This window comes from Mycobacterium sp. P4_H6 (genome assembly GCF_056400845.1).
Window position 1 is genome coordinate 21,481 of the sequence record NZ_JBFUKN010000037.1, and the last position, 22,139, is coordinate 43,619.

Consider the following 22,139-nt stretch of genomic DNA (forward strand, 5'->3'; position numbering starts at 1 on the left):
GAAAGTCTGCGAGACGGTCGGGACGTCTGCCAGAGGTCTGCGTCACTTTCCAACATCTTGTTGTAATCGGCTCACACCATCGGCGGGCGAAGATGTGTCGTTCTCACACATGTTGTTGGAAGGTCGCGGCATACCGTTGTCCGTTGCACCGCCCGGGCTGATGCTGTGTCCACGCGACGAGATGTCCACCCGCGATGTAGAGAGGCCACCCGTGAACAGCCCCGAACCCGAACCGGATCGCCGGCTCGGCCGCATTCGTCTGCTCGACGAGCAACGCGTCAACCTCGACGGCTTCGCCGAACCGAACCCCGCGCTGGGCATGATCTCCCATCTCTCCCCGCACGACCCGGAACCGTCCTGGGTGGTGGACGACGACGGCACGGTGCTGGAGATGGACTCCACCCCGGCCGCGGATTTTGACACCATCGACGAGTTCGTGGTGCGTTACGCCGTCGATCACACCCAGGCGCATGAGTCGATGGCGATGTCGGAGGTCGACGTGGCTCGGCTCATCGTCGACTCGAACGTGCCGCGCGCGGACGTGCTGAAGGTGTGCTCGGGGCTGACCCCGGCCAAGATGGCCCGGGTGGTGGCGAGCCTGCACCCCGTCGAGATCCAGATGGCGATGATGAAGATGCGGGCGCGGCGCACCCCGGCCAACCAGGCGCACGTCACCAACCGCCTCGACGACCCGCTGCTCATCGCGGCCGACGCCGCCACCGCCGTCGTGTACGGCTTCCGGGAGCTCGAGGCGACCGTGCCGGTGCTCGACGACGCGCCCGCGGTGGCGATCGGGTTGCTGATCGGTTCGCAGGTGCCGGCACCGGGGGCGTTGACGCAGTGCTCGGTCGAGGAGGCGCGCGAGCTGGAACTCGGTGTGCGCGGGCTGGTCTCGTACGCCGAGACGGTATCGGTCTACGGCACCGAGCAGGTCTTCACCGACGGCGACGACACCCCGTGGTCCAAGGCGTTCCTGACATCGTCCTATGCGTCGCGCGGCATCAAGATGCGGCTGTCCAGCGGCGCCGGGTCGGAGGTGCTGATGGGCGCCGCCGAGGGCAAGTCGATGAACTACCTGGAGGCCCGCTGTGTCGCGCTGGCCAAGGGCATCGGCGCCCAGGGGGTGCAGAATGGCGGGGTCGACGGGGCGGCGATCACCGCCTCGGTGCCCGGCGGCGTCAAGGAACTCCATGCCGAGAACCTGATGGTCATGTTGCGTGGGCTCGAATCCTGCAGCGGGAACGACTCGTTGATGAGCGAGTCGACCATGCGCCGCACCAGTCGCACGCTGCCGACGTTGCTGTCGGGATCGGACTTCATCTTCTCCGGCTTCGGTTCGGTGGTCTCCTACGACAACATGTTCGGGCCGTCCAACTTCAATGCCGACGACCTGGACGACTACCTGGTGATGCAGCGGGACTGGGGGGTCGACGGCGGGCTGCGGTCCTGTGATCCGACGACGCTGGAGGCGATGCGCCGACAGGCCGCCGAGGCCACCCGCGCGGTGTTCGAGTACCTGGGGTTGGCCGACTTCGACGACGACCACGTGGAAGCCGTTGTCGGGGCGGCGGGTTCGAAGGATCTGCCCGAGAACGACGGCGTGAAGATCCTCAGCGCCGCCCGGATGATCGACCAGTCGGGGCTGACGGTACTCGACGTCGTCACCGCGCTCGCCGAGACCGGATTCACCGACCTGGCCGACCGGGTGCTGGGCATGTCGCGGGCCCGCGTGATCGGCGACTACCTGCAGACGGCCGCCATCTTCGACGAGGAGATGAACGTGCTGTCCGCGCTGGAGGATCCGAATGACTATCGCGGTCCCGGAACCGGGTACCGGCCCACCCCCGAGCGGCAGGCCCAGATCGACGCGGTGCGCCAGGCCCGTTCGGTGACGGACCTCGTCCGCGAGCAGGCGAGGTTCGCCGAGCCGGAACGGCTGAGGGTACTCGGTCCGTCCCACGTGGGCACGGACCCGCGCGAGGTCGTCGTCGGGCTGTCACCCGCGTTCGGCGCCAAGCTGTTTCGCACGCTGTCGGGGATGACGGTCTATGACGCCCTCGAGCAGATCCTGGCCGGCCTGGAGGAGGAGAAGTGTGTGCCACGGCTGGTCCGGATCGCCGACAGCATCGATCTCGGCGCGATCGGCAAATCGGCCGCCGGGCTGTCCGGGTCCGGCATCGGGGTGGGCCTACAGGCCAAGGGCACCACGTTGATCCACCGACGTGACCTGCCGCCGTTGGCCAACCTGGAACTGCTCAGTGTGGCACCGCTCATCACCCCGGAGATGTACCGCATCATCGGGATCAACGCCGGCCGGCACGCCAAGGGCACCACACCATCGCCCATGCGCAACGCCTACAGCGACGAGGCGATCACGGCGCGCTATCACACACGGGTCGTGTCGATGGTTGCCATCGAGCGGGCCGAATGCCAGTCCCTGCATGGCAACGAACGCCCCCAGCACATGGACATGGAGTTCACGCGATGAGCACGCTTTCGCACTCGGGACGTAGCGTCACCGAGGTCACCGTCGAGGCCGCCTGTAACGGCGACCTCGTCCTGGACGACATCCGCATCAGTCGCGAGACCCTGCTGAAGCAGGCGGAGAACGCCGAGCGCAGCGGGTCGCTCCAGCTGGGCCTGAACCTGCGTCGCGCCGCCGAGATGACGGCGCTGAGCGCCGAGGACATGCTGGCGGCCTACGAAGCGCTGCGTCCCGGTCGTTCGACGTTCGACGACCTGGAGGAGTTGGCCGGGCGTCTCGACGCGCACGAGGCCCCCACCTGCGCCGCGCTGGTACGCGAGGCTGCGGTCGTGTATCGGCGGCGCGGCCTGCTGCGATGACCGTGTGGGCCGGTGTGGACATCGGCAATGCGACCACCGAGGTGGTGTTGTGCCGTGATCTGGAAGTCCTGGCGAATGCGCGCACCCCGACGCGGGGCGGCAAGGGCTCCGTGCGGGCGGTCCATGGGGCCGCGCAACTGGTCCGGCGGCTGGCGGACAAGCACGGACTGACCATCGAGCGGGCGGCCTTCGCGCCGACCCGTCCCGTGCACTCCAGCGTCGAGCGTGTCCTGGTGCAGGCGCAGCGCACCGGCCGACTCGCCATCGTCACCCGGTCGGCGGCGACCACGGCCGGTGACGCCGCGGGATTCGGGGTTCCGGTGCCGGTCGAACGTCTCGGCGGAGCTGACCCGGACCGCCCCGTCATCGCCTGCGCGGGAACCGAACACGGCTACGCCGCGGTGGCCGAGATGGTGAACGCCGCTGTCGCGGCAGGCCGCACCGTCGCTGCTGTCCTCACCGCCAATGACGAGGCCGTGCTGGTGTCCAACCGGCTGGCGACCGCCGTGCCGGTCGTCGATGACGTCGATGTGGAGGTGGTGCTGTCGGCCGAGCTGGTGGCCGTCGAAGTGCGGGAGGGTGTGTCGCCGCTGCATCAGCTCACCGATGCGTTCTGGCTGGCCGATGTGTTCGGTCTGGGCGACGACGAGCGCACCGACGCCCGTGTCGTCGCCGATCAGTTGTTCGACAGTGTGTGTGCCGTGGTGATACTGCGCAGCTCGCCCACCGCGGCCGAGCCGGCGCCGGCACCCGAACTGCCTTCCGGGACAGCACATGTAGTCAACTTGGCTGAAATTGCCGCACAAGCGAATTCGCGCCGCGGAGCGGTTTCCGTCGACAGTCTGGTGATGGCGGTGATGGGCGGCGACGGCGGACCGCCCGCGGATGCCGACGTGCTCGCCGAGGCACTGGGCGTGCCCGTCACGCGCATCGACTCCGAGGCCGAGGCGGCGCGGGCAGGTGCACTCACCACCCCGGGTCTGCCGGCGGATGTCGTGGTGGTGGACGTCGGAGGCGGCACCGTCGACGTCGTGGTCGACCGTGACCGGGTGGTGCTGCCGGGCGCCGGGCAACTTCTCACGACGGCGACGGCGGCGGCGCTGGACATCTCGACGAGCGCCGCTGAGTACGCCAAACGCACGGAAGCGGTCACCGCGGTCACGGTGCAACTGGTCGAGGACGAACACGGCCGGCGCCGGTTCCTGGACACCCCGATCGACGGCCGCTGCACGGGCTGGCTTCTGACGACCGCGCCCAGCGGGCTGCTGCCGTTCACGTCCGCGCTCACCGGTGCGGAGTGGCGTAGCTGGCGGCTGGCGGCCAAGCGCCTGGTGATCGGCGGCAATGTGACCCGCGGTGTGCAGCAGGTGGCCCCCGGTGCGACCGCGGTGCTGCTCGTCGGCGGGGGAGCGGGCGATGACGAACTCGTCCGGGCACTGGCCGAGCGGTTCGGTCGCGACGTCACGGTGGGACGCGGGAACGTCAGCGGTGGGTTGGGTCACCGCTTCGCCGTCGCATACGGGCTCGTCGTGCTGGCAGCCGCGGACGATCCTCCTGCACAACCCAACCTTGAGTGCTAGCACTCTCATGTATAGAGTGCTAGGTGGCAAGCGACCCACCGCAGCACCGGCACCCGCGACGACGGAGCGTAGGTACGGACGCATGCCGAACACCTGAAAACCATTGAGGACCCGGATCCGATCCGGACTCCTATACCCAACAAAGTGGAGGGCTCCCATCGTGGCAGTCAACATCAAGCCACTCGAGGACAAGATCCTCGTACAGGCCAACGAGGCCGAGACCACGACCGCATCCGGTCTGGTCATCCCCGACACCGCCAAGGAAAAGCCGCAGGAAGGCACCGTCGTCGCAGTTGGCCCCGGCCGCTGGGACGAGGATGGCGAGAAGCGGATCCCCCTGGACGTTGCCGAAGGTGACACCGTCATCTACAGCAAGTACGGCGGCACCGAGATCAAGTACGGCGGCGAGGAGTACCTGATCCTCTCCGCGCGTGACGTGCTGGCTGTCGTCAACAAGTAAGCACCCGTGTACCGCCCCGGATGTCCCCGCGTTTGAGCGGGTGACGTCCGGGGCGGTATGCATTGCCCCCGGTGCACCGGGGGTTCGGCACATCAAAGGACATTTATGAGCAAGCAGATCGAATTCAATGAAACTGCGCGTCGCGCCCTGGAGGCCGGCGTCGACAAGCTCGCCGATGCCGTCCGCGTCACGCTCGGCCCGCGTGGCCGCCACGTGGTGCTGGCCAAGGCCTTCGGCGGACCCGTGGTGACCAATGACGGTGTCACCATCGCCCGCGAGATCGACCTGGAAGACCCGTTCGAGAACCTGGGTGCCCAGCTGGTCAAGTCGGTGGCCACCAAGACCAACGACGTTGCCGGTGACGGCACCACCACCGCCACCGTGCTCGCCCAGGCCATCGTGAAGGCCGGCCTGCGCAACGTTGCGGCCGGTGCCAACCCGATCGCCCTGGGCGCGGGCATCAGCAAGGCCGCCGACACCGTGTCGGAGGCGCTGCTGGCCGCCGCCACGCCGGTCAGCGACAAGAAGGCCATCGCTCAGGTCGCCACCGTGTCCTCTCGCGACGAGGTCGTCGGCGATCTGGTCGGCGAGGCCATGACCCAGGTCGGCGCAGACGGCGTCGTCACGGTCGAGGAGTCCTCGACGCTGGAGACCGCGCTCGAGGTCACCGAGGGTGTCGGCTTCGACAAGGGCTTCACCTCGGCGTACTTCATCACCGACTTCGATTCKCAGGAAGCGGTGCTCGAGGACGCCCTGGTGCTGCTGCACCGCGACAAGATCAGCTCCCTGCCGGACCTGCTGCCACTGCTGGAGAAGGTCGCCGAGTCGGGCAAGCCGCTGCTGATCATCGCCGAGGACGTCGAGGGTGAAGCGCTGTCGACGCTGGTCGTCAACGCCATCCGCAAGACGCTCAAGGCCGTCGCCGTGAAGGCGCCGTTCTTCGGTGATCGTCGCAAGGCGTTCCTGGACGACCTGGCGGTTGTCACCGCCGCACAGGTGGTGAACCCGGATGTGGGTCTGGTGCTGCGCGAGGCCGGACTCGATGTGCTGGGCTCGGCGCGACGGGTGGTGGTGTCCAAGGACAGCACCGTCATCGTCGACGGCGCGGGCACCCAGGAGGCCATCGAAGGCCGCAAGTCGCAGCTGCGCTCGGAGATCGAGGCCACCGATTCGGATTGGGACCGCGAGAAGCTCGAAGAGCGCCTCGCCAAGCTGTCCGGCGGCGTCGCGGTCATCAAGGTCGGCGCGGCCACCGAGACCGACCTAAAGAAGCGCAAGGAAGCCGTCGAGGACGCCGTCGCGGCGGCCAAGGCTGCGGTCGAAGAGGGCATCGTCACCGGTGGTGGCGCGGCGCTCGTGCAGGCCCGCAAGGAACTGGACGCGCTGCGCGGATCGCTGACCGGCGACGAGCTGCTCGGCCTCGAGGTGTTCTCCTCGGCGCTGTCGGCACCGCTGTTCTGGATCGCCACCAACGCCGGGCTCGATGGCGCTGTCGTGGTGAACAAGGTCGGCGAGCTGCCCAACGGGCAGGGCTTCAATGCCGCCACCCTGACCTACGGCGATCTGCTCGCCGAGGGCATCGTGGACCCGGTCAAGGTCACCCGTTCGGCGGTTCTGAACGCCGCGTCGGTGGCACGCATGATTCTCACCACCGAGACGGCTGTCGTCGAGAAGCCGGTCGAGGAAGAGGATCACGGCCACGGCCATCACGGCCACGCTCACTAGATATCACCACGAGACACCCCCGGTCCTGTTGGGCCGGGGGTGTTTTCGTTTTTCTCGTCGTTCGGCGGCGACGTGCGCGATTCTGCAGTCGCGAGCATCGGACTGAACGGCCTGACACGCCGTGGTCTGCCGGGTAGGCTCCTCGGCACTCGGCTGGGGAAGCAGGTCGCGATGGACGCTGAATCAGCCGAACCGCACGCTCGTGATGACTGGGGCCAGCCGCGCACACGCACCGTGACGTGGTACGAAGCCGGTCCGGCGACAGACAGAATCCTGTCGATGGCGGGTATCGACGCCATTCGGGCGATCATCGACGGTGACTTGCCGACTCCGCCGATGGAGAGCCAGTGGTCTTTCCGCTTCGTCGCAGTGGAAGTCGGTCGCGTGGTGGTCACCTACACCCCCGACGAGTCGGCGTACAACGGGCTCGGCACAGTCCACGGCGGTTTGCTCTGCACCCTGCTCGACGTTGTGGTGGGCTGCGCCTTTCACAGCACGCTCCCGCGGGGCAGGGGTTACACGTCAGTCGAGATCAAGATCAACTACCTCAGGCCGGTAAGTGCCGACACGAGCATGCTGACTGCCACTGGGACCGTGGTGAAGTCCGGATCGAGAGTTGGCTTCGCCGAGGGGGTCGTGGTCGATGACACTGACAAACCGGTTGCGACCGCCACAAGTACTCTGCTGGTCTTCGACCTCTGACAAGTGACTCCGGTGCGTGCTCGACGAGCAGAATATGGCGAAAGTCCGCTGCAGCCGTGCAACGCGATCGACCAGGCGATGTCAGCTGTCTCAGGAGGCGAGTTCGAGGTGCTGACCCCAGCGCGGATGGTCGCCGGGAGCGGTACGCGAGTGGAGGGAAACCGAAGCGCCCTCACGTACGATCCCGATCGGTCCGGCGCGGACGAATCGTGCCAATGCCGTTGTGCGCAGAGCCATTCGCGCATGTGCCTGGCGGTAGCCGATCCGCATGCCGGTCGCCGCGAATGCCAACAGGCCGCCGAGTCCGGGTATTGCGGCAGCGAGCAGCGCCCACAGCGACATCGCTGCCATGGCGGTGATCACTCCCCGAATCGGGCCGGGCTGCGCGCAGTCGGACCGCGGGTCGGTGAATGCCGCGGTGGCGGGTTGCAGCAGCGTCATCCATGACATCAGCCCGACACCGGCCGCGAGGGCACGGTCCAGAGCCGAGGATGCCATCGTCGGCGACCACGAATGCGACAGGATTTTCTTCAGGAGTGCCGCTATCGAATCGTGCAGCAGGACTGCGCTCGACGGATAGGCGTGGCCCTGCTGCCCTTCGCCCGCCGTTGGGATGCCCAGCGTGGCACGCAGGTCCGCGACCAACTGAAAGATGGCGTTGACGACGTCGAGCGCCGCGGTCGCCAGCGCCTGCACGAGATAGGCCACGGCTTCGCCGATGTTCATGGCCGCGATCGATGGAACCGGGGCCGGCGGCGTCGTGGCCGCGGCTGCCGGCGGGGCGGGGGCGGCCACGGCGTCGGGAGGCGGCGTCGGATCGAGCTGTATCGCGGGGTCCGGCTCGCTGTCGATCGAGACGTGCGACGTCGATTCGATCGCGTTCTGCGCAGTCACTGATGATGCGGGTTCGGCGGACTCCGAGCTGTGGGTCTCGGCCACGGTCGTCTCCTGGCCGCTCCCGACGTCGGTGGCAGCTGGCATATCGACGACCGGATCGGCGCTCGCGTCCTCTGTTGTCTCGGCTGGTTCTGTGTCAGCGGCGGTCGCGCCATCCGATAGATCGGCGAAAGCGGAGATGAGCGAGCGAGTCTGACTGTCCTCGTGATCGTCAGCCGACGGGGTGGAAGCGTCATCGTTCGGGTCGTCGCTGCCGGCAGCTTGCGCCTCGGTGTGTACCTCGGTCGACGAGGTCTGGTCGGCCTCGCCGTCGCGGCCGGCGCTCTGGCCCGCATCCGACGATGACGGGTCGGCGGACTCCGCCAGTGCGACCGCGCCGTTGATGCTGCCCAGCACGAGTCCGGCGGACAGAAGGCAGGCGCCCGCAACCAGGTGGATACGCGTAACCATCCCAGTCTCCTCGCGGTAACGCCGTCTGCCCACAGCCATCGACGAAGATCAACGGCGCCTACCTCACAGCAGGGCTCAATCTTGCGGCCGGTTTACGGATCCGTCAATGGATCTAAGGGACCGATCGTGGGTCCACCCCGTTGGAGCACCGATTCGAGTCTGCGCTGGCGGCGTCGAGGTCACTGACCTGCCCGTTGATGGGGTCTCAGTTCCGGACCGTCGCCGGCGCGGAGGTGCCGAATCACATCAACGCGGCGGCCAGCCGGCAGCCCGCGTGCACATCACGCCAGGCGGCCGTCACCGGGTCTGACGCATCGAGTGCGTGCCGGCTGCTCGCCATCAGGCGGTCCGCCGCGGCACGCGCTCTGGCGATGGCCTGTGCGTACGGCGCCATCCCGGACAAACCCGCGGTCGAAATCTGCAGTCGCGACGCATCGAGGTCTGATGCGGTACGGGCGATCTGGGCGGCGGCCTCATCGGTGATCTCGTCACCGCCGTAGGAAATCGCCAGCCGGGCGCGCACCTGCTCGACGTGCCGGCGCCATCCGCCCAGGGCGGAACCGACCACGACGGAGGCCGCCGTTGCCGCGGTCATCACAGGGTCGGCCACGGCGGTGTCGCGGTCGTCGATCGCAACGTCGGTGACCGTCACGTCGCCGATCCCCGCACCGGAAAGGTCGGCGGGTCGGAGGTGGGCGTCGACGTCGACGTGGGTCCTCGGAACCAACAGCAGCCGGCCGTCGCAGCTGAGGAGAAACCAATCGGCGCGTTCCGCGCCGACGACCGACCCCCAGCGCCCGGTCAGCCGGCCTCTCTTCACCATGGCCGACCCGTGGTGGGCGATGGCCACCAGCGCGTCCGGACGGGTACCCCACACCCTGTCAACCGCCTCGGGCGACAGCGCCACCGCGGCGACGCCGTAGCTGCCTGCCAGCCAGCCGAGCGATCCATCGGTGGCCGCGATGTCACCCACCGCCCCGATGAATTCGTCTCGGGAAAGCCCGAGGCCGTCGTGCGCCGGCGGCTGCATCAAGCGGTATGCGTGCGAACCGTCGACGCCATCGTGGACGGCCGATTGCGGCATATCCACCTCCAGCGCTGTCGGGGACTGATATACACACGATCGTTGCACGCCGAACCCGAGGGCGAGGGAGAGTACGTCGCAGTCTGTCCTTAGCTCGGTCCGTGACCTGCTGCCCGAGGTCGCCGCGGCCGCCGCCGATGTCGACCGCACGGGTGCGGTCGACCGTGTGGTGATCGCCAGGCTGCACGACGCCGGATACTTTGCACTGCTGCAACCCCCGGACTTCGGTGGCCTGGATGCCGACCCCGACATCTACCTGACGGCCACCCGCGAGCTGTCCTCGGCGTGCATGTCGACGGGCTGGCTGGCGGGCTGGTTGGCGGTGAACAACTGGGGATTGTCGGTCCGCGACGCGCGGGTGCTGCAAGAGCTCTGGGATGACGATCCGCGGACCCTGCTGTGCTCGTCCTATGCACCCACCGGACGGCTGGAACGGGTACCCGGCGGCTACCGGCTCAGCGGCCGCTGGGCCCGGTGCACGGGAGCGCCCTACGCGTCCTGGCTGAGTGTGGCCGCGCTGAAGGTGGGCGCCGACGGCGCGGCGCAGGACTTCATGGCGGTACTGATCCCGCGCAGCGACTACACGGTACAACCGACGTGGAATGGATTGGGGCTGCGCGGAATCGGCGCCGACGACGTCATCGTCACCGATGTCTTCGTCCCGGAGTACCGGGCGTTCAGCTGGCTCGACATGGTGGCCGATCCTGCAGTGCCAGCATTACAGCGGCTGCCCCAGCCGACGCTCTATACCCTGGCCGGGACGATGCCGTTGCTCGGTGCGGCCCAACGCATACTCGACAGTGAGGGGACACCCGCCACGCCGGGTCGTGCGGACATCGAACTGTCGATGATGCAGATCCGGCGCAATGTGGCCGAGCAGCTCGATTGCGTTCGCGCCGAACGATATCCGGATGCCGAGTTGATGCTGCGGACCAGGCGCGATCAGGTGATGGCATCCGATCGTGCGCTGCGCGCCGTCGGTGCGGTCATCGACGACCCCGGCCCCGGCGCGGATGAGTCACTGCTGGAGAGGATCTGGCGGGACGTCCAGACCGCGCGCATGCACGTGGCCAGCAATGTCGAGCAGGTCCTGACGGTGGTGGGCCGGCACTCGGTGGGCATCGCCGTCGACGATCTGATGTGGTGAGCGCCGCTCAGACCCACGCGTCGGAGGCCAGCGTGCGCAGCACCCGCGACAACATGTCGTCGGTGACGGCCTCCATATCGCTGTGCTCGGTGGCGGCGCTGCCCAGCCGCTCGGAGATGCCGTTGGCGGAACGGGACAGAAACGGCGCGACCCGGGCCAGATGCTGCGCGGGCACCGCCCCGGTGAGCGACAGTCCGGCGACCTCGGTGCCCGACATGGTGATCGGGGCGGCGACGCTGGACAGGCCGACCGCGAGTTCCTGGTCGTCGTAGGCGATTCCGCGCCTCGACCGGATCCTGGCCAGTTCCTGGTGCAGGGTGGGCAGGTCGGCGATCGTCGACGGGGTGCACTTGCGCAGCTGCTTGTCCAGGGTCTTGTCGACGTCTTCGGCGCGCAGGCGCGCGAGCATCGTCTTGCCCAGTGCGCTGGCGTGCGCGGGGGTCCGGCCACCCACCCGGGTGGGCACCGCGGCACCACCGCCACCGGCCACCTTGTCGAGATAGACCACGTCGGCGGCGGCCAGCACTCCGAGGTGCACGACGAGCGCGGTGTCGGCGTGCAGTCGTTCCAGCACCGGCGAGGCGACGCTGCGGAGCTGCGAATGGTCGATGGCGCCCGCAGCCGGCAGCGCGGATGCGGCCAAGGAGTATCCGTCCGGGGTGTGCTGCAACAGGCCGGCATCGTGCAGCTGGTTGAGGATGCGGTGCGTCGAGGAGCGCGGAAGTCCGGTGCGGTCGACGACCTGGTCCAGACGGAGCACCGTGCCGGCCCGGTCGAACGCGTTCACGATCAGCGCCACCCGCGCCACCATCGATGCCGGAGGGCTGGTCGTACTGTCACCCCGCGGCACGGTCTCACTGTATCGAGGCGTGTCCTTGCCACACAGAGATTCCCTGCCATCGAAGTCGATGACAGGGAATCTCTTCTCGGTGTGCTCAGCCGGCGCTGCTCGCGCCTGCCTTGGCCCGCGGGCTACCCGCGGCAGCCTTCTTGGCGGTGGTCGCACCGCTCAATGCCGACTTGGCCGTCCGCGGGGCCTTGGCCGGCTTGGCCGTCGTGGGCACCTCGACCGCTTCGGCCTCCGAGGCCTCCGGGGTCTCCGAAGCGACGGCCTCGGTGGGGGTCTCCGATTCGACGACGGTCGCGGTCTCCTCGGTCACCGTCTCCGCGATGGCGACCGCTGCCTTGGGGGCGGAACCTTCGGTGACGGAGTTGCTCACCGCAGCAGCCGTTTTCGGTGCCTGACGTGCTGCGGTGGTTGTCTCGTCCTCCACCGTAGGGGCGCTTTCCTCGATGGACGCCGTCGCGACGCTCTGCACCGTGACGCTCGGCTCGGTCTTCTTGGCCCACTCGGTGGCCAGCTTGTTGTTCACCGCGCCGGCGAACTTGGCGATCGAGACCACGGTGTCCGAGAAGCTGTCGGCGATCGCGGCGAGCACCTTTGCCGGGTTCAACGTCGCGAACGACGCCATCACCTGGGTGACGGCACCGGACAGCTGGCGCTGCAGGGTGCGCAGCTGCAGACGCACCTCGGCGGCCAGCGTGGCGTCGGGGGCGAACTTCTGGCCGTTCCAGTCCACCAGCTTCCATCCGTCTACCGGATTACCTTCGATGACAACGTAATTCGTGTTGCTCAGCGGCGCGTAGCGCAGCAGGTCGAGCTTCTGTTCCATCGTGAGGTTGGTCGCGTTCATCATGGTCCAGAACATGATCGCCCCGCCGTGGGAGAACACCACGGCATTGCGGTCGCCGTTGTCGAAGATCTCCTGCAGCGAACCGTCCATGCGTGCGTCGAACTCGTTGCCGTCGATGGAACCGGGGATGCGCAGGTCGCGGTTGCCCTGCAGCGCCCATGCCAGCGGATACCGGCCGTAGCCGTTGGCGGCCTCGCTCTCCGGAGTGCCCTCGAAGATGCCGGCCTCGATCTCGTGGACGCCGGGCAGCACCCGGATCGGCAGGTGCAGGTACTTCGAGAGCGGCGTGGCGGTGAGCTGGGTGCGCTGCATGGTCGAGGCGTAGACGCCGTCGTAGTTGTTCACGCCGAGCTTGCCCACCACGGCCTCGGACTGGGTCTGTCCCGTCGGAGTCAGGACGGGGCCGGGGGTGGAGGTGTCGATCAGCCCGGAGGCGTTACCCGCGGACTGGCCGTGGCGCACGAACGTCACCCGCATCAGCTCGGCCGCCGCGGCCGGGATCGCGGCGCCGATGAGCATGGCCGACGAGACCAGGGCAATGCCGAGCAGCGTGCCCAGGCGTGACCAATACCTGACTGGTCCGGACGCATCCTTCATGGAGTACTTCTTCCTGCCGATGGAGTAGACAGCACACGGTGGCCCTCGGGGTGGACGGCCAACAAGGTGTGATCTCACTCACTGAGACCTGTGGGAAGCGCCGGGGAAGTGCGCTGCGTCAAAAACACCCTCGGCCCGGTCGCCGGGGGTGTTTCGTTGTTCGGCATGGATCGCATCTGGCGATGGACCTGGGACCGGTACGGCGCCAGGTATTCGTGGGCGTGTTGGGTGGTCACGTTGCCGCTCGCGCTGCCGGTCTATCTGGCCTGGTCGTTGTGCATCGTCGCGTTCGAACAGTCGGATCGCTACCTGGCGGCGGCGGCGCTGACCGTGGTCGCGGTACCGGTGTACCTGTTGGCCGTGATCCGTCCCGGCAACGAACCGGCACGCCTCGTCGAGCGGTGGGCCGCGGGCGCCGACGTCGATCGGGTGACCGCACTGCACGCCAGCTACCGGTACGGGCGCGGCCTGATCGCGCGGGCGGTGATCGGCACCGCCGTGTGGGCCGGGGCGCTGTTCGTCGGCGTCGCGGCGATCGCCGGAGCGAGCGAGTCGCGGCTCATCCAGTACGCGGCGCTGGGAGCCATCGCCGGCACCGCAGGCCAGCTGATCACGGTGCACAGCTACGTGGAGGGAGCGTTGCGACCGGCCCGGGTGGCCATCATCGCGGGTACCGATATCGGCGACCGGTTCCCGCGTTCCCGGGTGACCTTCGCGACGTGGACCAACGCGACCATGTTGGCGGTGGGTTTTGCGTTCGCGGTTCTCGGTGCGCTGTTGGGTGACCTCCTCGACGTCGGCACACACGGCCCGGCGCTTGCGGTCTTGCTCGGCGCTGCAATGGTGCTCGTCGTCGGGCCGGCGTTGTGGGCGTCCTATTCGCCACTGCTGGAACCCATCCGCGATCTGGGGAAGGGAACGCAACGCGTCGCGTCCGGAGACTACGGTCAGCGCCTGCCGGTGGTTCAAGACGACGACCTCGGCGCGCTGGCAGCGTCATTCAATCGCATGCAGGCGGGACTGAAAGAGCGGCAACGGCTTCAGGTCGCATTCGGTACCTACGTCGATCCGGTCCTGGCCGCGCGGCTGCTGGCACAGGGCGATGACGTGTTCAGCGGTGAGCGTCGTGAAGTGACCGTGCTGTTCCTCGATATCCGTGACTTCACCCCGTTCGCCGAGGCCAACACCGCCGAAGACACGGTGGCCCGGCTCAATGCCCTGTTCGAGATCGTGGTGCCGACCGTTGTGGGCGCGGGTGGCCATGTCAACAAGTTTCTGGGCGACGGAGCGATGATCGTGTTCGGCGCCCCGAACGACCTCGACGGCCATGCGGATGCCGCGGTGAGTTGCGCGCTGAGGATTCAGGATCTGGTCGCCGCACGGTTCGATGGCGCGCTGCGGATCGGGATCGGTATCAACACCGGTGAGGTGATCGCCGGAACCGTCGGCTGTTCCGGGCATCTGGAATTCGCGTTGATCGGCGACACCGTCAACGTCGCTGCGCGCGTCGAACAGCTGACAAAAGTCACCGGCGATTCGATCCTGCTGACACAAAAGGTAATTCGCGCCATGGATACACCTGTCACCGACCTACTCGACCGGGGATCGCATGGGCTGAAAGGTAAGTCGACCGCTGTCCGTGTCTACGGACTGGGCGGGCCGTCGGGCCCCCAGGGCAGCGTCGGCTGAATGGACACCAGCTGGAACACGCCCGGTTGTGCCTCGTCGGCGGTGAACCGGACGCGCAGGCTGTCCGGCGGGAAATGGGTGGCCAGGTCGTTGAGGGTTCTCGGCAGGAACACCCTGGCCTTGGCGTTGCCGTACCAGTTGGGATCGGCGGGGGAGACGTCCAGGCCGCTCACCTGCTCGATCGTGGTGTCCCAGTTCTGGACGGCCTCGGGCGGGGTATCGCCGAATCCGTCGGACTTCAGGTACGCGTCACCCTGTCCGGCGAGGGTGATCGGCTCGTCACCGCCGACCGGTGTCCCGGTGATCGTCCCGTTGACGACGTCGGTCGTCACCGAGGTCAACCTCGTGCTGCAGACACCGTCGACGACAACATCCGGCCCGCAGAAGCCGGGCAGCGGCGCGGCGTGGGCCGGTGCGGCGCTCAAAAGGGCGCCGGCTGCCAGCGCGGTGGCGCCCACGAGCCTGAAAGAGTTCACAAGAGTTGATCGGCGCCGGGGGTGCCGGAGTTACACGAGCGGTCACGGATGGCCCCTCCGACGGGTGTCTGAGAGGCCATTCGCGACTGCTCGCGCAGAGTTGGAGGTCAGGCGCTGCGGCGCATCCCGCGCTTGAGCAGCAGTTCGCGTTCGGACTCGGACAGACCGCCCCAGATGCCGTAGGGCTCGCCGACCGACAGGGCGTGTGAGCGGCACTGGGTGATCACCGGGCAGGCCCGGCACAGCTCCTTGGCGCGCATCTCGCGCTGGGCCCGAGCGCGGCCGCGTTCGCCATCGGGATGGAAGAACATCGACGAATCGACTCCCCGGCAATGACCCGCCATTTGCCAATCCCAGATGTCGGCGTTGGGTCCGGGCAGTTGCTGCGGCTGTGGCATGTGAAAACCCCTCTCGTCGCACCCATTTCGCGAAACGCGTGAAGTGCGTGAGTCGCGGAACTGAACCGAGCACATGTCGCCGATGACATCTCGTGCACACAACGTAGAAGGGCTACCGAAATACCGTCAATACCCAGGCTCACCGGGAAAAGGCATATCCGCAGGGTGTGAATTTACGTCACGTTCATCGTGTTCATGTGCGGGCAACGCGACAGGTGGTTTATGTCCGGTCGCGGGTGCTCGTAGAAGTGCATTTCCCCTGCTCGCGTCAATTCGGCAACTTTGCCGATCGGCAGCCCGTTGACCTGTTGGTAACGTCCCGACCATCAATTGTTAACCAAGGTCGAATTGGTCACTTTTTTCAGGCCGACACCCCGCGATTGATAGCGTCCGGTGCGATGGCCAGCCCGAAATCCACCGTGACCGCCCTCCTGGCCGAAGCCGCATTCGGCACCCAACCGCAGCTCTGGCCCCTGCCGACCGCCGACACCCCGCGTGAGCGCTGGCTCCGGGCCGTCGCCGCCGGTGGTCAGGGGCACTACGGCAGCGCGCTGCACGAACTCGACCAGATCATCCGCGCATCGCAGCGCGGCCCGACCCTCTCGCTGGCCCACAGCACCCGGGCCTCGTTTCTGCGCCAGCTCGGCGGCCACGATCTGGCGCGCGGCTGGGACGGGCGGGCCTGGGTGCTCGCCGGAGATCCCGAAGCCGGCGTCGACGCGCTCGTGGGTCTCGCCGCCGACGCCCTCGGGGTGGGGCGACTGGCGGCGTCGGGCCGGCTGCTRCAGCGGGCGGGCGAACTGCTCGACTCCGCGGCCCCGCCGCGGCTGCCGGTCCGGCTGGGCTGGGTGGCCGCGGAACTCGCGATGGCCGGCGGTGACGGCGCCGCAGCCGTCGCGCACRCCGAACGTGCCGTCGAATCGGCCGACACGCTCGGCTCGGCACGCCACACCGTCAAATCTCAGGTGGTGCTGTCGGCCGCCCTGTGTTGTGCGGGTCGGCTGGCTGCTGCCCGCGAGGTCGCCGACGCGGCGTTCGCTGAGACGGAACGGTTCGGCCTGATTCCGCTGCGCTGGGCGCTGGGCTGCCTGCTCGCAGATATTGGCAGTACCACGCATTCTGCCCCGCAGGTCGCGGCGATCCGCGACGCCGCCGCCGATACAGTGCGACGCGGAGGCGGCGTGTGGTCGCGTCGCTGAGCCGATTCACCCCATCTCGATCGTTAGTGTTTATCTGACGCAAACGTCCGCGCAAGCCCCATCCGTAACGCTGGAGAGATCAACCACGATGACAATTTCGGGAGAACGTCTCGATGCTGTCGTCGCCGATGCTGTGGCGGGGGATCGCGAAGCTCTCCGGGTGGTCTTGGAGACCATCCGCCCGATCATCGTCCGGTACTGCCGGGCACGGATCGGGTCAGCTGAACGAAGTGGTCTGTCCGCAGACGACATTGCGCAGGAGGTGTGCTTGGCCGCCATCACGGCGTTGCCGCGCTACAAGGATCAGGGACGTCCGTTCCTGGCCTTCGTGTACGGCATTGCTGCGCACAAGCTTGCCGATGCCCACCGGGCGTCGGCGCGCAACCGTGCCGAGCCCACCGACAACGTGCCGGAGCGGTTCTCCGGCGAGGCCGGCCCTGAACAGCTGGCCATCGACGCCGACGCGTCGGCCCGGATGGAACGACTGCTGTCGATCCTTCCGGACAAACAGCGCGAGATTCTCATCCTGCGCGTCGTCGTCGGGATGAGTGCAGAGGAAACCGCGGAAGCGGTCGGAAGTACCCCAGGCGCGGTGCGGGTCGCCCAGCACCGAGCACTGGCTCGACTCAAGTCGGAGATCACAACGGGAGGTGAACATGCCTGATTTCGGTCGCTGGACCGCCAACGGCGGTGACCCCTCCCTCAACGACATCAACCGCGCGGACAAGTTCCTGGACGCGCTGGCCTCCGAACAGCCGGTGTTCTCCACCGACCGCGGCGACGCCGACCTCGCGTTCCTGCTCTCGGGCTGGCGCGACGAGGTCCGCCAGGTTCCGATGGAACATGTCGTCACCCCCGCCGAGGCCACCGCTGCATTGGTCGACRCCACCGCCGGCCCGTCGCGGCGGCCCAACCGGCTGTCGCTGGCGGTCGTCGGATCGGCCGCCGCGGCCGTGCTCTGCCTCGGCGGCTTCGGCACGGCGGTCTTCGCGGCCGCACCCGGTGACGGGCTCTACGGCGTACGCAGCATGCTCTTCGGCGACGAGAAGGCCACCCGCGATGACGCGGTGGTGCTGGCCGCTCAGACCGAACTCGCCCAGGTGCAGCAGCTCGTGGATCAGGGTCAGTGGGGTCAGGCGCAGGACAAACTGGCCGCCCTGTCGGCGACCGTGCAGAGCGTTGATCAGGTCGAGCAGAAGCAGGACCTGATTCAGCAGTGGAATGCGTTGACCTACAAGGTCGTTGAGCAGAATCCCGCCGCGACGCTACCCCCCGCGGGTGAGCCGCTGCCGGAGCTGCCTGCCTCGCCGCTGACGCTGCTGCCGGTGCCGGTGATCGAGGACCCCGTCACGGTCACCACCACCCCGGGGCCCGAGGTGCTCTCGACGACGGGATCCTCGGAGACCACCACGTCCGAGACCACCACGACATCCGAGACCTCCGGCGCGGAGACCACCACGTCGACCAGTCCGGCCACCGAGACCTCGGCATCGCCGACGTCGACATCGCCGACCTCGACCACCGAGACGACGACGACCACTGCGCCGGCGACCACCACGACGGCCCCGTCGAGCAGCACCACGACCACGGCACCGACGACCACCACCACAACGGTGACCACCACCACCGCGCCGACCACAACGACCACGACCACCACCACGACGGTGACGCAGTCGACATCAGTGGCTCCGCCGCCGCGTGCCGCTGTGCCGCCGTCCTCGGCACCGGCCGCGTCGCCGAGCGTTCAGGCGCCGGTCGTGCAGGAGGCGCCGGTGGTGGAACAGCCGGCCGTCGAAGAACCGGTGCTGACCGAGGACGAGCCGGCACCGACCGTCGTCACCACGACGACACTGCCGTCAAGCGGAGAATAAACGCGGTTCAGCGGTAGCCGTCGGGCTCCGTGGCGGCCTCATTGAGCGAGGCGTCGGCGTAGCCGCGGCAGTAATCCCAGGTCACGTAGGCATCGGGCTCGGGATCGTAGGCCGGCTCATGCGGGCGGACCGTACCGTCGACCAACAGCTGCAGCAGGTTCGCGCGCAGCATGTCCCAGTCGTGATAGTGGTCCTGCTGGCATTCGTCGCAGCACACCACCAGCCCGCGAATTCCCCGGTGCGCCAGCAACGCCTCGTATACCGCCAGGTCAGCCAGGTCCGCTTCCACGGCACTGCGTTCCTGCGCATCGAGTGGCAGGCCAGGCTCGATCGCGTCGAGAGCCGCCGAGGGATCGGACGGGTCATCGGCGAAGGGGTCGGGTGGCAGGCCAGGCGGGAGGTCATCTCGCACGGATCTAGCCTACGCAGCCCCGCTGGTTTCGCGCCACCGGTTCACCCCGCGTGCCGCCCACATCTGGATAACGGGACCCCGCCCGGCGGCGTGGCGGCGAGCGTCGAGGTCAGTGCCGATAGAATGGCCTCTTAGATTCGCGACTGTTGCTAGTGGAGGCTCCACCCATGTCGATCGCTGAAAGCAGCGTCCCGCTCGCCATCCCGGTTCCCACCGGCGGTGATGATCCCACCAAGATCGCGATGCTCGGGCTGACCTTCGACGATGTCCTGCTGTTGCCGGCCGCGTCGGACGTGGTGCCCGCCAACGTCGACACGTCCAGCCAGCTCACCAAACGGATCCGGCTGCGGGTGCCGCTGGTCAGTTCGGCGATGGACACCGTCACCGAGTCGCGGATGGCCATCGCGATGGCCCGTGCCGGCGGCATGGGCGTGCTGCACCGCAACTTGTCGGTGGCCGAGCAGGCCGGTCAGGTCGAGACCGTGAAGCGGTCCGAGGCCGGGATGGTCACCGACCCGGTGACCTGCTCGCCGGAGAACACGCTGGCCGAGGTCGACGCCATGTGCGCGCGGTTCCGGATCTCCGGTCTGCCCGTGGTGGACGCGGCCGGCGCGCTGGTGGGCATCATCACCAACCGCGACATGCGCTTCGAGGTGGACCAGTCCCGGCCGGTCTCCGAGGTGATGACCAAGGCCCCGCTGATCACCGCGCAGGCCGGCGTCTCGGCCGAGGCCGCGCTGGGCCTGCTGCGCAGGCACAAGATCGAGAAGCTGCCCATCGTCGATGGTCACGGCAAGCTCACCGGGCTGATCACCGTCAAGGACTTCGTGAAGACCGAGCAGTTCCCGTTGTCCACCAAGGACAGCGACGGACGCCTGCTGGTCGGTGCCGCCGTCGGTATCGGCGATGACGCCTGGACCCGGGCGATGACGCTGGCCGACGCCGGCGTCGACGTCCTCATCGTCGACACCGCACATGCCCACAACCGGCTGGTGCTCGACATGGTCAGCCGCCTGAAGGCGGCCGTCGGCGATCGCGTCGACGTGGTCGGCGGCAACGTCGCCACCCGGGCGGCCGCCGCAGCGCTGGTCGACGCCGGAGCCGACGCCGTCAAGGTCGGTGTGGGCCCCGGTTCCATCTGCACCACCCGCGTCGTCGCCGGTGTCGGCGCCCCGCAGATCACCGCCATCCTGGAGGCCGTCGCCGCCTGTTCGCGCAAGGGCGTCCCGGTGATCGCCGATGGTGGCCTGCAGTACTCCGGCGATATCGCCAAGGCGCTGGCCGCCGGCGCCTCGACCGCCATGCTCGGCTCGCTGCTGGCAGGCACCGCCGAGTCGCCCGGCGAGCTGATCTTCGTCAACGGCAAGCAGTTCAAGAGCTACCGCGGCATGGGATCGCTGGGTGCCATGCAGGGCCGCGGCGCCGCCAAGAGCTACTCCAAGGACCGCTACTTCCAGGACGATGTGCTCTCCGAGGACAAGCTGGTGCCCGAGGGCATCGAGGGCCGGGTGCCGTTCCGCGGGCCGCTGTCCACCGTGATCCACCAGCTGACCGGCGGTCTGCGCGCGGCCATGGGTTACACCGGCTCGGACACCATCGAGCATCTGCAGCAGGCGCAGTTCGTGCAGATCACCGCCGCGGGCCTGAAGGAAAGCCACCCGCACGACGTCGCGATGACCGTCGAAGCCCCGAACTACTACGCCCGTTAAAGCCCGAAAGGGGCTGCATCACACATGCGTGACATGGTTGAAATCGGCATGGGCAGAACAGCTCGCCGGACCTATGAGCTCGATGACATCAACATCGTCCCGGCCCGCCGGACCCGGTCGTCGAAGGACGTCTCGACGGCCTGGCAGCTGGACGCCTACCGCTTCGAGATCCCGGTGCTCGCGCATCCGACCGACGCGCTGGTGTCGGTGGAGTTCGCGATCGAGATGGGCAGGCTCGGCGGACTCGGTGTGCTCAACGGTGAGGGACTGATCGGCAGGCACGCCGACGTCGAAGCCAAAATCGCCCAGGTCATCGATACCGCGGCCACGTCGGAGGACGAGTCGGCGCCGATCCGGCTGCTCCAGCAGCTGCACGCCGCGCCGCTGGACCCCGAACTGCTGGGTGCCGCCGTCGCGCGCATCCGGGAAGCCGGCGTCACCACCGCGGTGCGGGTGAGCCCCCAGAACGCCGCCGCGCTCACCCCGGCACTGGTGGCCGCCGGGATCGACCTGCTGGTCATCCAGGGCACGCTGATCTCCGCTGAGCGGGTCGCCAACGACGGTGAACCGCTGAACCTGAAGACCTTCATCTCCGAGTTGGACGTGCCCGTGGTGGCCGGCGGTGTGCTCGATCACCGCACCGCCCTGCACCTGATGCGCACCGGGGCGGCCGGCGTCATCGTCGGCTACGGCTCCACCTCCGGGGTGACGACCTCCGATGAGGTGCTGGGCATCAGCGTCCCGATGGCCACCGCCATCGCCGACGCGGCCGCGGCCCGGCGCGAATACCTCGACGAAACCGGCGGCCGGTACGTACACGTGCTCGCCGACGGCGACATCCAGACCTCCGGCGACCTGGCCAAGGCGATCGCCTGCGGCGCCGACGCCGTGGTGCTCGGCCCCCCGCTGTCGGTGGCCGCCGAGGCCCAGGGCGATGGCTGGTTCTGGCCCTCGGCTGCGGCGCACCCGTCGTTGCCGCGCGGCGCCCTGCTGCAGGTGGCGCTCGGGGAACGCCCGGCGCTGGAGCAGGTGCTCAACGGCCCGTCGGACGACCCGTTCGGCTCGCTGAACCTGGTGGGTGGCCTGCGCCGTTCGATGGCCAAGGCCGGCTACTGCGACCTCAAGGAATTCCAGAAGGTCGGCCTGACCGTCGGGTCGTGATCAGCTGATCTTTACAAGTTAGGCCCTCCTGTCTAGAAAGTTAC

At 68.1% G+C, this 22,139-nt stretch carries 20 protein-coding genes and 1 pseudogene; 14 read left to right on the forward strand and 7 right to left on the reverse strand.

The window, feature by feature from the left end; translation table 11 throughout:
* The first annotated feature begins 181 nt into the window (after positions 1 to 181).
* The 6 genes from AC1DTF_RS16820 to AC1DTF_RS16845 all read left to right on the forward strand — a co-directional run bounded on the left by AC1DTF_RS16820 (position 182) and on the right by AC1DTF_RS16845 (position 7,311).
* The gene (locus AC1DTF_RS16820; RefSeq protein WP_477474902.1) at positions 182 to 2,488 is read left to right on the forward strand and encodes a propanediol/glycerol family dehydratase large subunit; all 2,307 of its coding nucleotides are present in this window, start codon (positions 182 to 184) and stop codon (positions 2,486 to 2,488) included.
* Positions 2,485 to 2,844: a diol dehydratase small subunit gene (locus tag AC1DTF_RS16825; protein WP_057166933.1), complete on the forward strand. Its 360-nt coding sequence runs from the start codon at positions 2,485 to 2,487 to the stop codon at positions 2,842 to 2,844. The genes AC1DTF_RS16820 and AC1DTF_RS16825 overlap by 4 nt, the downstream gene beginning before the upstream one ends.
* Positions 2,841 to 4,424 (forward strand): diol dehydratase reactivase ATPase-like domain-containing protein, encoded by a 1,584-nt coding sequence (locus AC1DTF_RS16830; protein WP_477474884.1) that lies wholly within the window; start codon positions 2,841 to 2,843, stop codon positions 4,422 to 4,424. Before AC1DTF_RS16825 ends, AC1DTF_RS16830 begins: the two co-directional genes overlap by 4 nt.
* A gap of 157 nt (positions 4,425 to 4,581) precedes the next feature.
* Entirely contained in the window at positions 4,582 to 4,884 is a 303-nt protein-coding gene (groES, locus tag AC1DTF_RS16835) for a co-chaperone GroES (RefSeq protein ID WP_036421278.1), read from the forward strand.
* A gap of 105 nt (positions 4,885 to 4,989) precedes the next feature.
* Positions 4,990 to 6,609, forward strand: coding sequence for a chaperonin GroEL (gene groL, locus AC1DTF_RS16840; RefSeq protein WP_057166931.1), 1,620 nt, complete (start codon positions 4,990 to 4,992; stop codon positions 6,607 to 6,609).
* Between the two features lie 279 nt (positions 6,610 to 6,888).
* Complete coding sequence (locus AC1DTF_RS16845) at positions 6,889 to 7,311, forward strand: PaaI family thioesterase (RefSeq protein ID WP_477474885.1); 423 nt, start codon at positions 6,889 to 6,891, stop codon at positions 7,309 to 7,311.
* A gap of 90 nt (positions 7,312 to 7,401) precedes the next feature.
* Here AC1DTF_RS16845 and AC1DTF_RS16850 read toward each other — a convergent pair whose 3' ends face one another.
* Both AC1DTF_RS16850 and AC1DTF_RS16855 read right to left on the reverse strand, forming a co-directional pair.
* Positions 7,402 to 8,658 (reverse strand): eL24 family ribosomal protein, encoded by a 1,257-nt coding sequence (locus tag AC1DTF_RS16850; RefSeq protein WP_477474886.1) that lies wholly within the window; start codon positions 8,656 to 8,658, stop codon positions 7,402 to 7,404.
* Between the two features lie 241 nt (positions 8,659 to 8,899).
* Positions 8,900 to 9,742 carry an acyl-CoA dehydrogenase family protein gene (locus AC1DTF_RS16855; protein WP_477474887.1) on the reverse strand — a complete coding sequence of 281 codons (843 nt, stop codon included), beginning with the start codon at positions 9,740 to 9,742 and terminating at the stop codon, positions 8,900 to 8,902.
* Between the two features lie 91 nt (positions 9,743 to 9,833).
* Here AC1DTF_RS16855 and AC1DTF_RS16860 point away from each other — a divergent pair.
* Both AC1DTF_RS16860 and AC1DTF_RS16865 read left to right on the forward strand, forming a co-directional pair.
* A pseudogene (locus tag AC1DTF_RS16860) lies at positions 9,834 to 10,040 on the forward strand (acyl-CoA dehydrogenase family protein); the annotation flags it as partial.
* Positions 10,041 to 10,592: 552 nt separating this feature from the next.
* Complete coding sequence (locus AC1DTF_RS16865) at positions 10,593 to 10,889, forward strand: hypothetical protein (protein WP_477474903.1); 297 nt, start codon at positions 10,593 to 10,595, stop codon at positions 10,887 to 10,889.
* Between the two features lie 7 nt (positions 10,890 to 10,896).
* Here AC1DTF_RS16865 and AC1DTF_RS16870 read toward each other — a convergent pair whose 3' ends face one another.
* The gene (locus AC1DTF_RS16870) at positions 10,897 to 11,739 is read right to left on the reverse strand and encodes an IclR family transcriptional regulator (protein WP_477474888.1); all 843 of its coding nucleotides are present in this window, start codon (positions 11,737 to 11,739) and stop codon (positions 10,897 to 10,899) included.
* An 85-nt stretch (positions 11,740 to 11,824) separates the two neighbouring features.
* A complete protein-coding gene (locus AC1DTF_RS16875) occupies positions 11,825 to 13,180 on the reverse strand; it encodes a histidine phosphatase family protein (RefSeq protein ID WP_477474889.1) in 1,356 nt (451 codons plus the stop codon).
* 165 nt (positions 13,181 to 13,345) lie between these two features.
* On the opposite strand from AC1DTF_RS16875, the gene AC1DTF_RS16880 reads away from it, so the two are divergent.
* The gene (locus AC1DTF_RS16880) at positions 13,346 to 14,869 is read left to right on the forward strand and encodes an adenylate/guanylate cyclase domain-containing protein (protein ID WP_477474890.1); all 1,524 of its coding nucleotides are present in this window, start codon (positions 13,346 to 13,348) and stop codon (positions 14,867 to 14,869) included.
* Here the strand turns inward: AC1DTF_RS16880 and AC1DTF_RS16885 are convergent.
* Together AC1DTF_RS16885 and AC1DTF_RS16890 are read right to left on the reverse strand one after the other, a co-directional pair.
* Positions 14,824 to 15,345, reverse strand: coding sequence for a hypothetical protein (locus tag AC1DTF_RS16885; protein ID WP_477474891.1), 522 nt, complete (start codon positions 15,343 to 15,345; stop codon positions 14,824 to 14,826). The two genes, AC1DTF_RS16880 and AC1DTF_RS16885, sit on opposite strands and share 46 nt — an antisense overlap.
* A gap of 107 nt (positions 15,346 to 15,452) precedes the next feature.
* A complete protein-coding gene (locus AC1DTF_RS16890) occupies positions 15,453 to 15,743 on the reverse strand; it encodes a WhiB family transcriptional regulator (protein ID WP_057166924.1) in 291 nt (96 codons plus the stop codon).
* Between the two features lie 398 nt (positions 15,744 to 16,141).
* Between AC1DTF_RS16890 and AC1DTF_RS16895 the strand changes: the two genes are divergently transcribed.
* The 3 genes from AC1DTF_RS16895 (at position 16,142) to AC1DTF_RS16905 (ending at position 18,813) form a co-directional block, all read left to right on the forward strand.
* Positions 16,142 to 16,942, forward strand: coding sequence for a hypothetical protein (locus tag AC1DTF_RS16895; RefSeq protein WP_477474892.1), 801 nt, complete (start codon positions 16,142 to 16,144; stop codon positions 16,940 to 16,942).
* Between the two features lie 88 nt (positions 16,943 to 17,030).
* Positions 17,031 to 17,606, forward strand: coding sequence for a sigma-70 family RNA polymerase sigma factor (locus tag AC1DTF_RS16900; RefSeq protein WP_057166922.1), 576 nt, complete (start codon positions 17,031 to 17,033; stop codon positions 17,604 to 17,606).
* A complete protein-coding gene (locus AC1DTF_RS16905) occupies positions 17,599 to 18,813 on the forward strand; it encodes an anti-sigma-D factor RsdA (RefSeq protein ID WP_477474893.1) in 1,215 nt (404 codons plus the stop codon). Before AC1DTF_RS16900 ends, AC1DTF_RS16905 begins: the two co-directional genes overlap by 8 nt.
* A gap of 7 nt (positions 18,814 to 18,820) precedes the next feature.
* On the opposite strand, the gene AC1DTF_RS16910 is transcribed toward AC1DTF_RS16905, so the two are convergent.
* Positions 18,821 to 19,225, reverse strand: a complete 405-nt coding sequence (locus AC1DTF_RS16910; RefSeq protein ID WP_057166920.1) for a DUF5319 domain-containing protein — start codon at positions 19,223 to 19,225, stop codon at positions 18,821 to 18,823.
* 167 nt (positions 19,226 to 19,392) lie between these two features.
* Here AC1DTF_RS16910 and guaB point away from each other — a divergent pair, with 167 nt between their 5' ends.
* Positions 19,393 to 20,934, forward strand: coding sequence for an IMP dehydrogenase (gene guaB / locus AC1DTF_RS16915; protein ID WP_057166919.1), 1,542 nt, complete (start codon positions 19,393 to 19,395; stop codon positions 20,932 to 20,934).
* A 33-nt stretch (positions 20,935 to 20,967) separates the two neighbouring features.
* A complete protein-coding gene (locus tag AC1DTF_RS16920) occupies positions 20,968 to 22,095 on the forward strand; it encodes a GuaB3 family IMP dehydrogenase-related protein (protein WP_477474904.1) in 1,128 nt (375 codons plus the stop codon).
* Positions 22,096 to 22,139: the final 44 nt, after the last annotated feature.